This window comes from Pseudomonas sp. 2FG (genome assembly GCF_005502935.1).
GTDB lineage: Bacteria > Pseudomonadota > Gammaproteobacteria > Pseudomonadales > Pseudomonadaceae > Aquipseudomonas.
This window is the reverse complement of sequence record NZ_SCMP01000014.1, coordinates 47,585-59,870: the sequence shown is the minus strand read 5'-3', so window position 1 is coordinate 59,870 and position 12,286 is coordinate 47,585. Positions and strand designations below refer to the sequence as shown.

Genomic DNA, 12,286 nt, shown 5'->3' with positions numbered 1-12,286 from the left:
GTGGTCACGCCCTTGGTCTAACTCTACTTTCAGCGAACGAACAAAGCGACGTTACCGCAGTCGCTATGACGTCGCTAACCTGGAGATGCAGCAGGGGTCTTGGCTGACCATCAGCGGCCTCCATTTTTGGCTTTTCCCATACATCATGATGAAAGAAAAACTCTGGCACGTGCGTCTATCAGACACTCATCCGCAGTACCAGCATGTCAGTTTTCGCCGCAGACCGGGTCACGATAATTATGTGGTCGTCGTTGTGGATGCGCAGAGACTCATCCGGTACTCCGATCAGCACATGCATTCGCACTTCGTGATTGCACCAGCGAACACATGGGCTGAGGGCAAGCGCAAAGGAATGTTCGACTTCTTGGCCCCGCCAAACGCTAATGAGCGACATGTGGAAATGCCGATCGTGTCGTTCAACGAGGTTATCTTGGAGTATCGGGAGCCAGTTTTGAAGTTTCTCAGTCGCCGCCGTGTGCGGCTGTTGCGCTACGTTGGTTACATGAATGGTCGCCATCGCACACGTTATCTGTACTTTGCTGGAGCTCAGGAAATTCCCGTGATGTGCCACGAAGGCCAAGCGAAAGCCCTACTGCACTACTGTGGTACAGAGCCAGTCCAGGGCAATGAAAGAGTGACTAGCTCTTGAGTAGGTACACTTCATCACACATACGATGCCTGCTTGGGTATAGGGGCATCCCTGTCTTCCACAGGGATGTAGAAGCCTTTTCCAATTCTAACCACAAAACCTTTCTGTTTGAACGTGCCAAATGCATTTGCAAGAATCGCACGCCATTCTGTTGAAGAAACTCTTCCCAGCAATTTAAAGCGATTATAAATTTCGTCAGCCAATTCATTAATAGGCATAGTCGTCTTTGCCGGATGGGTCGCGATCCTAGATTGCGCAAACACGAAGGCCGCCAAATATAAAAGGCGCCCTGATGGTAGCGGAGCAAGCAACACATTACTGCGCAATTTATGTTTATTTGCTCGTAATAGTGCTCCCACCGCGGCTATTTCAATGGGAAGCTGGGTCTGCACTTGCAGCGTGTGCGTTTTGGAGAGTTGCGAGGTAATGGCCGCGTCATACAACCTGATTTTCTCTACAGCGTCTTCATTAGGAGGTAATGATCTGCTGTCCGTCGTGACACACAATGCGCATTCGCTCTTGGAATCATCAGTGTGCGGGGTGAGACGATTACATGCCTTACAATGTTCCATTATCATTGTTTTGCGGAAGCACGATTCATTATCGCCGCTCAAGTCAGGCTTGATGCGATAAAATTTTGTTAGTGTATCCCCGTACCATATAAATATTGGATGTGCGAGACTGATACAGAGATACTCAAGCCAAAGTAGCATTTGAGTTTCATGTGATTGCATTTCAACAAGCCAAGCCTTCCAGTCCTCGGCCCACCTAATATCCAGGCTCTTCAAGCCCAAAGATTTGCTGGTTGTGCTGCTGGCGATCAAGTTCTGTATGCGCAAAGGCACCTGTTCTCGTCGCAGAGTTGCAGCGCTATTAGGTTTTTTTTGTAAGCGCGATTGAAAGTCCAAGTGGCCTTTCCAGGATCGATTGTGGGCATTGTATAGCGCAATAAATTTCGTGGTCGCACGTGAATACGCACTAAACAGCTCAGCTGTATCTAGCGCCTCAGCACCGATGACGATGACTACTGGGGCTTCCAGTCCACGGAACTTTGCAATCGTTTCAGTGAGTATCTTCTGGGCTCGTAAAAACTCGATGTACGCTTTGTCTATGATTGAGCCTGTCAAGACAACGATATCATCATTGTCCACGCCTCCTTCGAGCAGCGTGCTCTTGATACGAAGCAGCTCTTCGCAAGGCGAGAGCGTAATGACTTCAAGGGCAGTGTCTGGTTCCACTGCTCTTGGCGAGGAATGCTGAAGCTTTGGAGGAACTACCTCTGCAAGAATCTCGGTAACCGCCTTCGGCATGCGCAAGATGATCGTAAGCGGGAAGGTCTCAACGCCTAGGATGCCTTTCAACCCCTCCAGAGATAAGGCGTTTCGCTCAAACTTGAAGACCTGGGTTTCGTCACAGAAGAAAGCCTTAGGTTTTCCATCAAACCAACTAACAAGTGCCTCACACCACGAATAAGCCAAGGCTTGAGATTCATCGACCACAAGAACATCGTATTCGTTCATTAGCTTGCTTTGAACAGCAGCTTTCAAATCCTCTACACAATCAGTCTTATACCAGTCTTCGCCGATCGCTCCGCGTCTAGTAACGTCGGCGGCCTGACGACATAATCCATGCCAAGTCATCACTGTGCATGATTCATAACCATCAAGCTGGTTGCGAATATGCTCAGTAAGTCGAGCATTGAAAGAGAGCACGAGTACGTTCTTACCCTTCGATGCATATTTCCTCGCCACTTCGATTGCAATCAGGGTTTTACCAGTCCCCGGCCAGCCACTAATAAGAGAGTGCGTATTGTTCACCACGGAACGAACAACTGCGCTTTGCTCGCTGGTTAGCTGAAGCCACATCTTATTGTCGTAACGAATGCGACTCCCCCACCTAGGGTGGCCATCGATTTTGGGAGACAGGTAATCAATAAGCTCTTGGGTTTTAGAGGGGCCCAGATCTGGGTTTGAAAGCGCGCCCTTCCAATATTTCATTAGTTCTATGATTTTCTGCGCAACGTCTGGATATGCTTGAAAATCAATATACAGGGGTTGAGGTGGGTTGGCGGTGGTGTCGTACATGCCAGGCGAACAAGCAATCTCACCGAAATCAGAGTTAGGGAAGATGAATCCGTAGCCTATGTTCAGGCGTAGCGACGGTTTAGCACCGAGCCACTCAGAGAATCCATGTACGTTCTTCCTCGTCTGACTGACCGGATTTATCATGAAGCCTTCCCGGACATGAACGAATACAGCGTTCTCTACCCGATAAACCCCGCTCTTAACCTCAAGAGCAAGCACCCCATTCTCGGGGTGAATTATCAGAAAATCGATCTCTCCAGTCGGCTTCGCGCGTTTATCAAGCTTGTTCACGGCAGAACAAAGCCAGGGTAAGCTGTGAATTACTGTGTATTCGTCAGGCAGCTTGGATTTTAGGATTGAGTACAGTTGGCGCTCACCATAGCTTTCAGTGTGGTGTGGCCCATGCTCCGGAATCATCCTTGCCATCTACAGCGCTCGCTTTTTACCAAATCTTTGTGACATCTATACAGCCGCTATAACATATCGGAGATAGACCAGCCAAATTAAGCAACCGGGAACAGACCGGTTTAAAGCTGGCGCATCACTTCACGCACCAGTTTTTCAAACTCTTCGACCGACGAGGCCCTGGTATTCAAGGGCCGAATACGAATGAGCTTGGTGTTTGCTGCTTGGAAAATAGAGTCCTTTAGCCGGTCATTGGCCTGGGCCTTAGGCTCATCATGGAAGCTGCTATCCAGCTCAATGAAGTATCTAGGCTCATACCCACTGCCCACATCAAACACCACGCTGTCGATGATGGCTTGGAAGAAGTATGACCTAGCCTTTTCGGACAACTGATTTTTGATGGCCGGGTAATCCAATACACAGCTTAAGGCGACGTTAGGGTAGGGGTGATAGGTCGGAAAAACCCGACGTACCGCCTCATAGAAGTGTTCTTCCTGCTTAGACTTGAACAGGCGAATGATTTTTGCCTTGCCGACCTCCACTTCTGTCGCGCGAATTGTCATGTTCTCGCGCAGGCTGGCGGCAACCGCTTCTGGCTTTGTCTGCAAAAAAGACTGGATGATCTGCTTGGCTAGGGGGCGGTGTTGATACGACTGGGCGTAGTTGAGGAGTGCAGAGTGCTTGGTTTCCTGCATCAGCTTCAGGCGCTCATCCACAAAACGATCCACGAAGCCCTGGCTAAAGCCGTGCTGACCTAGTTCGATAATCAAGTTAGTGAACTCAAACTGCTTTGCGCGCTCAGCAGCCTGCAAAAGCTCTGCGAAGGTAAAGAATTCAGCCTCAAAGAACGTAGTGACCTGGGCCAAGAAGGGGTCTTGCGTCCTGGCCTTCTTGTTCTTGTAGATGATTTTACCAATCGCCTCCCAGTCTTTTTGGGCCAGCAGTGTGTACAGCTGCTCTCTGTCTTCCACGCCAGCGCTCCGCACTTAATCCTGATCGTGCGCCTAGGATAGGGCGAAGTGGATGCGCCGACAAACGCCGAGTTGAGGCATGGCAGCTCGTTTGGTTTCAGTGAAAAGCAAATGGGGAAAAATTTATTTTTCCTACTCGAAACGTCCGCTTCTGGCCGGAGGCGACCCTTGAGCATCTACGAAATCAGGGCCTATTCAGAGTATAAAAGGGAGAAAGCCCACGCGCACCAGGGTATCGAAAGCACTCAGATCTACACCCACGTGTGTACAACAGGACGTACCTGGCAGCCCAGGCTTCACGACGTTGATAAGGTTTGGATGCGCGCTTGGGCATTTCGAGCAATGCGAGCACTGGAGATAGTGCTGGGAGAGCAGAAAAAACTAACCCCCTGGTGCGCAGTACGAGAAAAATCTCGCCCGAGGCGTGGGGGTTATTCTTGGTGCAAAGACTAATGGTGAAGGGCTGTGCCGTCAACATTACGGCAGCGCCGGCCGTCTGTTCCAGCAGCCCAGATTCGAAATCTGGGCGGACGTATTCTCATCCCTGGTCGAAGTTTTCCAGCCGTTCATGAAGATCAATTTAACTCAATGTGCGCAAACCAAAGCCGGTGAGGATTTGCTCTACTCCATTTGTCATGGCACACAACTTCAAGCCGTGCAGCAGGAGCAAGATCCAGTGATGGCGCAGTACCAATGCCAGGACTGCTCCCATACGTTCTGGCGTGATGATGAGAACGAAGGCGTTGTGGTGACTTCAGTCGTGGTTCCCACTGAGTAGATCGCAGCAGCGCCTCCTATCGCTCAACACCGGCAGGCAAGCCCATGTACGGTTAATCACGTTTAAGTGATTAACCGTACACAACCGCTCGTCATGCGAGATGGGATTTCTCAGCAAGGGCGGCAAGAAGGCGCGCATCTTCAAGCGCATGGTGAGGTGGATCTCCACCGACATACTCGGTCTCAATATCGATACGGAGAAGCCCAGGCTGAGGCTGCACGCTTATCGGGAGACCAGCAGGGCCAATCAGCCACAGCAGCAGGGGCCAATCCCAATCAGGCGCATCGCTGATGATTTCCACCCGTCCGAGCTTCTGGAGAAAATCCAATAGGTCAATTCGTGCCTGCTCTGTCGTGCGGCCATAGGTCGCCAGGTTCAGCTGTGGCAACACGATCTCCCGCACGAAATCAGAGCAGTCGCCCTCTTCCCAAGCATCCATCAGCTCGACATAGAACTCCGGGCCATCAGGTACGACCAGGGCGAGGCTGATTAACTTGTAGGTATAGCGGTTGAGTGCCGTGAACTCGGTGTCGAGGTAGGTGCGGAGAGGCGTCATTCGAAGGTGCTCCAGCGACCTATGCACCGTGCATAGGTCGTCAATTCGTTGTTCGCAATATGGGCTCGGCCGGTTTCTATATGCCCGTTCCGCTGGCTTTAGCCGAAAGGGAGGTGGCGTGCGCCGGATTCGAGGTGACGCCTGACCACGTGCCCACTACCTTTGATCAGGAAGAATAACCCCCGCGCCTCGGGCCGGCCTGCCGGTACTGTGCGCCAGGGGGGTTAGTTTTTTCGCGGGGTATGATCTCGGAACCGCATAGTACGAAGTGAAGGGGTTCGCCGCATTTGTCATGTCGATCGACCCCGCCTCTCCTCTGGAGAGGCAACCTGTTTGTCGATGGCCGCCTCAGTCACTCCCCTGGCTATTTCCGCGAGTACGTCGACAATGCGGATCTGCTCGCGGGGATCATTCGGCGCGACTGATCTAGCGATGGCAGCTGGATTAGCCAGCATGATTTGGAGAGCATCAAGGTCATTTTCGTTTAGATCGAGACTCAAAGTAATTCGGCGCGTCATGGCTCTTCCTTGTCCAGGGGATTGTTCATTTGCCAGATGAGAATGCCGGTGGCCATTGCCTCTGCGAGCTCCTGAGTGTTCTCCGACCAACTATAAAATTCGACAGTGATCTCGACACACTCGCTAGCCTCCTGCGCGGCTTTTGCTAGAGCAGCGCGCTGCATAACTTGAATAAGGTTCAGCCGCCCTAGTGGCATCTAAGCCTCACAATGAGGCATTAAGGTTTACAGGGAAGCAGGGCCTATTCAGATGCAGTCGAATTGCCGATACTACCAAACGGCCAGCATTGGCTTTAGGGGGCGAGGCGATGGCAAGGAAGCGCAGACGCAACAGCAAGTCTGACGTATCTGGAGTGGTGATTCTTGGAGCCATAGTATTAGGGCTGCTCGCTTCCGTTCCCAAAGAGGTATGGGTTGTCCTGGTCGGGATAGCCATCGTCGGTGCAGGTGGGTGGTTGATCATCAAGGCCTGCAGCAAACTACCATTCGTACTTCCATCGCAGACCAAACGGCAGCCGCCTCGACAGGTCGATCGAGCGGGCGCCACCGATATACCATTGAATGCAGGCCTGACATTCTCGTTGGACGAGGTTTTCCCAGCAGGGGTGCCATCTTCCACGCCGGCTCAAGCATCGGCCTCGCTCCAGAAACATGTTTCTGCAAAGACTGAGAGTTCTGGGTTCTTTACCGTGACCCTAGGTGCCGTCGAGCGGCCCTCCCACCGAATTCCGAACGTGCCCGCGGATCTGACGGGGGCCAAAGTGCGCTGGCTTTCTGCTGGCGAGCCTATTGAAGTTGCCGGTGAGAAGATCCCTGGCGGCCTGATCTATGTCGGCGAAGATCGAAACCGCCGCTACGGCTCTTCGGAGCCCTCACTGATCAACCCGAAGCTGAAGATTGCGCGGGGTATCGTTGATATTGCTGAGCGTCATACTTCCTACTGGCCCAGCTACGAAAACATCTCCCCTGAAGCCCGCCGGGCATATCTGCAGTGGCTATCCAGTGGCCGAAAGGCTCCGCATGCAAACATTGGCTACGTATTCCTGTTCTTCTACGGCCTGGAGCGCAGGATATTCATTGATGCGAAGACGGATCGGGCTGCGGCCGCCGAGATCCCTGCCATCATTGCTGAGGTCGAAAGGCTGCTCTCGATCTACGATGAGAACCATTCGTTCAACACCTATGCCAGTCGCTTTGTAGACTTTCTCCGTCATAACAGAGTGCTTACCCGACGCTATCAAGAGGCACCGCCCGCAACGCTGCCTTACGGTTATGAAATGCCTATAGAGCTGCGCATTGGTTTGGGTCAGCTGGCGGCCGACAAGCAACCAATGCCGCCCGACTGGGCGTTGGCCTGGGTGTTGTCCGATCACAATATCGGGAAACGGACACCTGTAACCCGCTGTGAAGAGGCGTTCGCCCAGCTGTTCCGCATGCGCTATCAGGAACGTCATGGCGCGGGCATGGTGCTCCCCCAGAACAAGACCCGTCTGAGACTCCAATACAACACTGCTTCTGCGGGGCTGCCACCTCAGGAGCTGGATGGCCTGTCCGGCATTCCTGATGTCACCGCCACCAGCGCCGCCCGGAAGAAGCTGCAGCAGTTGGTTGACGAATGCACGTTGCAGTTAGAACCCTACAGTCGTTATCTCGGCCGCAATCCCGATACGTCTGATGCGCTAGAAGGGCTGCTGCAGCTGCCCGTGAGCCTCTGGCCGGCGACTGCTCGAAAAGCGCTCGATGAGCTGAAGCAACGAATCGGCGACGGCATGGTGGTCATGAGTTTTGGCGAACTGGCAGGGCGACTGCAGAGTGCGGGAGCCTTGTCGCGAGACAAGGTCCTGACACTCGCCCGGGCACTGGAGTCGTTGCACATCGGTATCGAGCCGGATGTGCTGGCAGGCAGCCGAACGCCCAAAGCTGAGGACAGCGTGGCGCTCTTTGCGACCCAGGCTGAAGATGGCGATCTCCGATCTTCGCCTGCATACAGCGCCGCCTCTGTCACGTTGGATCTCGCCTGTGCTGTGGCGGCTGCCGATGGCGACACGTCGCCGCAGGAAATTATGCTGCTATCCCAGCATGTCGACTCTTGGAGTCACCTGAGTGGTGCTCATCGGAAGCGTCTAAAGGCCCATCTGCGTCTGCAGCTTAACCAGCCGCCAACCCTGCAAAGCCTGAAGAAAAAATTGGAGCCCCTGGCCGAGCCGGCGAAGAGGGTTGTGGCGGCGTTTCTCGCTCACTTGGCGCAGGTCGACGGTGAGGTCAGCCCCGCAGAGGTGAAGCTGCTGGAGCGCGTCTACAAGACCCTGCAACTGGATCCGCAATCTCTATACAGCGACCTTCATGTGGCCGCCAGTGGTAGTCCCGTTGGCTCATCGCAGGCAACGCCTTCAATACCCGGAGCAACTCCGTCCAAGCCCGTTGGCGGATTTGTTCTGGACCAGGAGCGCATCGCTCAGTTACAGCGTGAAACGGAACAGGTATCTGCTCTGCTGGCTCAGGTCTTCGTTGACGAACAGCCTGCTGAGGCCGAGGAGACAGTTGTTGAAGAAACTGTCGAGGATACTTCCACTATCTGTGGACTGGACGCCGACCACTCAGCCTTCCTGCGCGTGCTCGTATCCCGTGTCGAGTGGGTGCGAGACGAGTTGGAGGCGGTTGCAAGCGATATGGAACTCATGCTCGACGGTGCATTGGAGCAGATCAACGACATGGCCTTCGAGCATTTCGATATGCCAATCACTGAAGGGGAAGACCCCTTAGAAATCAACCCTGAAATCATGGGAAAACTACCGCTATGAGCAGCATCAGAGCCAAGGACCGCGATGCGGTCATTCAGTCCCTGCGCGCCGGCGTAGTTCCTCGTGCAGGCCAACACTTGATCCAAGTGGGGCGCGTTGGTGAGCTTGAGGCGCTCATCCGTGACGTGGAGCGCCTTGCTGAAAGTGGTTCCGCGTTCCGGGTAGTGATTGGTGAGTATGGCGCGGGCAAGACGTTCTTCCTCAACCTGGTGCGTTCGATTGCGATGGAGCGCAAGCTCGTTACCATGCATGCGGACCTGAACCCGGATCGTCGCCTGCACGCCACTGGCGGCCAGGCTCGCTCTCTGTATGCCGAGCTGGCCAAGAATATGTCTACCCGGACTAAGCCTGACGGCGGCGCTTTGCAAGGAATTGTCGAGAAGTTCATTGCGCAGACCAAAACGGAGGCCAAGGCGGCCGGTAAAGACAGTGAGGCCGTGATTCGTGAGCATCTCGCCCAGTTGACGGAGATGGTCAGTGGCTACGATTTTGCGGATGTGATCGCGGCCTATTGCAAAGGCTTTGAAGAGGGCAACGAGCAGCTTAAGGCCGATGCTATCCGCTGGTTGCGTGGCGAGTTCACCACCAAGACAGACGCCCGTGCTGCACTGGGCGTGCGAACCATCGTCGACGATGCGTCGGTCTTCGATCAGCTCAAGCTGCTTGCACGATTCGTTCGGTTGGCAGGCTTCAGTGGGCTGATGGTCTGTCTCGACGAGTTGGTCAACCTGTACAAACTCTCAAACACCCAGGCTCGCAACGCTAACTATGAGCAGATCCTGCGCATCCTCAATGACTCCCTGCAGGGCTCCGCAGAGGGGCTGGGTTTTGTGCTGGGCGGCACCCCCGAGTTCCTCATGGATACTCGCCGTGGCCTCTACAGCTATCCAGCCCTGCAGTCGCGCCTGGCGGAAAATAACTTCGCCAAGTCGGGGTTGGTGGACCTTTCCGGGCCAGTCATCCGCCTCACCAGCTTGACGCCCGAGGACTTCTACGTGCTGTTACAGAAGCTGCGCCATGTTTACGCTGCAGGCGAGAGCGAGCGCTATCTGCTGCCCGACGAGGCATTGCCACTGTTTATGGCCCACTGCAACCAGCGTCTGGGTGAGGCCTACTTCCGTACCCCGCGGACGACTATCACCGCATTCATCAACCTGCTGGCGGTGCTGGAGCAGAATCCGGGCGCTGATTGGCGCACCCTCCTGGGTGCCGTAGAGATTGCACCGGACCGAGGTGGTGAGGCCGATACCCATATGGATACTGATGATGAGCTTGCCACCTTCCAGCTCTGAGTCGGTTGGGTTCGCACTCCTTGAACCGAGAATCCAGCGCTGGATATGGACCGAGGGCTGGACCTCCCTGCGGGACGCCCAGGAGCGTGCTATCCCTGCGCTCTTGGGAGCGGACCAGGATGTCATCATTGCGGCGGCTACAGCTGCAGGGAAAACCGAAGCCGCGTTCCTGCCCATCCTTACCAATCTCCTGCAGGACACGGAAAAACCAGGGGCGGTGCTTTACATCAGCCCGTTAAAGGCGCTCATCAATGACCAGTGGGATCGTTTGACGAGGCTTTGCGATGAGCTTGAACTTCCAGTTGTTGCCTGGCATGGGGATATCTCGGCGAGCCGAAAACATCGCTTTCTCAAGTCTCCGGAAGGCATTCTGCTGATCACACCGGAATCGCTCGAAGCTCTGTTCGTGAACAGGGGAACCAGCCTAGCTGGGTTGTTTGCCAACCTACGGTACCTGGTGGTGGATGAGCTCCATGCCTTTATCGGTAGTGAGCGAGGCAAGCAGTTGCAGTCACTCATGCATCGTGTGGAAACGGTAATTGATCGCCCCCTGCCCAGGGTTGGTCTTTCCGCCACGCTTGGCGACATGATGTTGGCTGCTGCTTTCTTGCGTCCCAGTGCCCCCCATCATGTGTCGGTGATTGAGTCCAAGGGTAGTGGTCAGATACTTAAGGTTCAGATCAGAGGATATGTGGAGTTCAAGCAGGCGCTCCCGATACAGCCTGAAGGTGAAGAGGTGTTTTTTCCGGACCACGCCATCGCAGACCATCTCTTTCAGGTGCTGCGCGGTAGTAATAACCTGGTCTTTCCGAACAGCAGAAGCCAAGTGGAATGGTTTGCCGACAATCTGCGGCACCGTTGCGAGCAGGATGGTGTGCCGAACGAGTTCTGGCCGCATCACGGCAGCTTGGCGAAGGACATTCGAGAGGAAACCGAGAAAGCGCTGAAGGCCGGTGACCAGCCTGCCACAGCAGTTTGCACTACGACGTTGGAGCTTGGGGTCGATATCGGCAGCATCAAGACGGTGGCGCAGATTGGACCGCCGCCATCGGTAGCCAGTTTACGCCAGCGCTTGGGCCGATCTGGGCGCCGTCCGGGAGAGGCGGCCATTCTTCGCAGTTACTGCAAGGAGCGTCGGCTGGACCATGACTCTCCACTGTCTGATCGACTCCGCCAGGGCTTGGTGCAAAGTATCGCCATGATCAGGTTGTTGATGCAGGGCTGGTTCGAGCCGCCCCGCGTTCAGGGCCTTCATTTATCGACACTGGTACAGCAGTGCCTCTCGGTGATAGCTCAGCGGGGAGGAGCAACAGCTGCAGAGCTATGGAGCACTTTGATACGAAGTGGTCCGTTCGCTGGAGTGGAGCAGGGTCGCTTCCTAAATTTGCTTCGCGCCCTCGGCGACCGCGACTTGATAACCCAAGAAGCATCAGGACTCCTACTGCCCGGCGTGGTGGGAGAACGCATGATCAACAACTACGACTTCTACAGTGCATTCGTAAGCAATGAAGAGTTCCGCCTGGTATGCGATGGCAAGCCTCTCGGAGCATTGCCGGTCTCCAGACCACTGACCGTCGACCAGCGCATTATTTTTGCTGGGCGCCGCTGGCGAGTTACGGACGTTGACACTGATGCCAAGGTCATCGCCGTGAGATCCGATCCTGGTGGCGCTCCTCCATCCTTCGACGGGCTTGGAGCACGTGTGCATGATCGGGTCCGGCAAGAGATGAAGGCCGTATTACTGGAGACAGATACCTATCCCTATCTTGATACTACGGCACAGGAGCTTTTGGCTCAGGCGCGCAGCACCTTTTCGGACCTTGGATTGGTACAGTCGAACATGGTCGAAAGCGGAGGCAAGACTTACCTGTTCACATGGCAAGGCGATTGGACGAACGATGCCTTGGCTATCTTGCTGACCTACACCGGAATAACCAGTGAAAACTGCGGGCTGGTCATTGAGGTCAAGGGGGATCGGACATCGCTTGAAAACAAGCTGCGCGAGATCGCCGGGTGGAATGGTATTGATGAGTCCTCTGTTCTGGCGGACATACAGAACATGGCTCAAGAAAAATGGGATTGGGTACTCCCGCCAGCGTTACTTATGCAGTCGTACGCCACGATGCAGCTGGACTTGGGTGGAGCAAAGGCATTGGCCATGGCTCTGATGATCCAACCAGCAGTGACGTCTTAGTATTTGGCCCCATTACGGTGGTGTCGGTCAGGATCGGAC

The 12,286-nt window shown here is 54.5% G+C and carries 9 protein-coding genes; 5 read left to right on the top strand and 4 right to left on the bottom strand.

What is annotated here, in order from left to right:
* Window positions 1-145 precede the first annotated feature (145 nt).
* Window positions 146-649: a hypothetical protein gene (locus FFS13_RS14925; protein WP_137819874.1), complete on the top strand. Its 504-nt coding sequence runs from the start codon at window positions 146-148 to the stop codon at window positions 647-649.
* 14 nt (window positions 650-663) lie between these two features.
* On the opposite strand, the gene FFS13_RS14920 is transcribed toward FFS13_RS14925, so the two are convergent.
* Both FFS13_RS14920 and FFS13_RS14915 read right to left on the bottom strand, forming a co-directional pair.
* On the bottom strand, window positions 664-3,159 hold the full coding sequence (locus tag FFS13_RS14920) for an NERD domain-containing protein/DEAD/DEAH box helicase (protein ID WP_137819873.1): 2,496 nt from the start codon (window positions 3,157-3,159) through the stop codon (window positions 664-666).
* A 101-nt stretch (window positions 3,160-3,260) separates the two neighbouring features.
* A complete protein-coding gene (locus FFS13_RS14915) occupies window positions 3,261-4,109 on the bottom strand; it encodes a DUF2726 domain-containing protein (protein WP_137819872.1) in 849 nt (282 codons plus the stop codon).
* 424 nt (window positions 4,110-4,533) lie between these two features.
* Between FFS13_RS14915 and FFS13_RS14910 the strand changes: the two genes are divergently transcribed.
* Window positions 4,534-4,887 (top strand): hypothetical protein, encoded by a 354-nt coding sequence (locus FFS13_RS14910; protein WP_137819871.1) that lies wholly within the window; start codon window positions 4,534-4,536, stop codon window positions 4,885-4,887.
* 91 nt (window positions 4,888-4,978) lie between these two features.
* On the opposite strand, the gene FFS13_RS14905 is transcribed toward FFS13_RS14910, so the two are convergent.
* Both FFS13_RS14905 and FFS13_RS14900 read right to left on the bottom strand, forming a co-directional pair.
* On the bottom strand, window positions 4,979-5,443 hold the full coding sequence (locus tag FFS13_RS14905) for a hypothetical protein (protein WP_137819870.1): 465 nt from the start codon (window positions 5,441-5,443) through the stop codon (window positions 4,979-4,981).
* A gap of 290 nt (window positions 5,444-5,733) precedes the next feature.
* A complete protein-coding gene (locus FFS13_RS14900) occupies window positions 5,734-5,961 on the bottom strand; it encodes a hypothetical protein (protein WP_137819869.1) in 228 nt (75 codons plus the stop codon).
* A 307-nt stretch (window positions 5,962-6,268) separates the two neighbouring features.
* Between FFS13_RS14900 and FFS13_RS14890 the strand changes: the two genes are divergently transcribed.
* The 3 genes from FFS13_RS14890 to FFS13_RS14880 are packed head-to-tail and all read left to right on the top strand — an operon-like array spanning window position 6,269 to window position 12,247.
* Window positions 6,269-8,761 carry a TerB N-terminal domain-containing protein gene (locus FFS13_RS14890; protein WP_137819867.1) on the top strand — a complete coding sequence of 831 codons (2,493 nt, stop codon included), beginning with the start codon at window positions 6,269-6,271 and terminating at the stop codon, window positions 8,759-8,761.
* On the top strand, window positions 8,758-10,053 hold the full coding sequence (locus tag FFS13_RS14885) for an ATP-binding protein (protein WP_137819866.1): 1,296 nt from the start codon (window positions 8,758-8,760) through the stop codon (window positions 10,051-10,053). The genes FFS13_RS14890 and FFS13_RS14885 overlap by 4 nt, the downstream gene beginning before the upstream one ends.
* A complete protein-coding gene (locus FFS13_RS14880) occupies window positions 10,028-12,247 on the top strand; it encodes a DEAD/DEAH box helicase (protein ID WP_137819865.1) in 2,220 nt (739 codons plus the stop codon). The genes FFS13_RS14885 and FFS13_RS14880 overlap by 26 nt, the downstream gene beginning before the upstream one ends.
* Window positions 12,248-12,286: the final 39 nt, after the last annotated feature.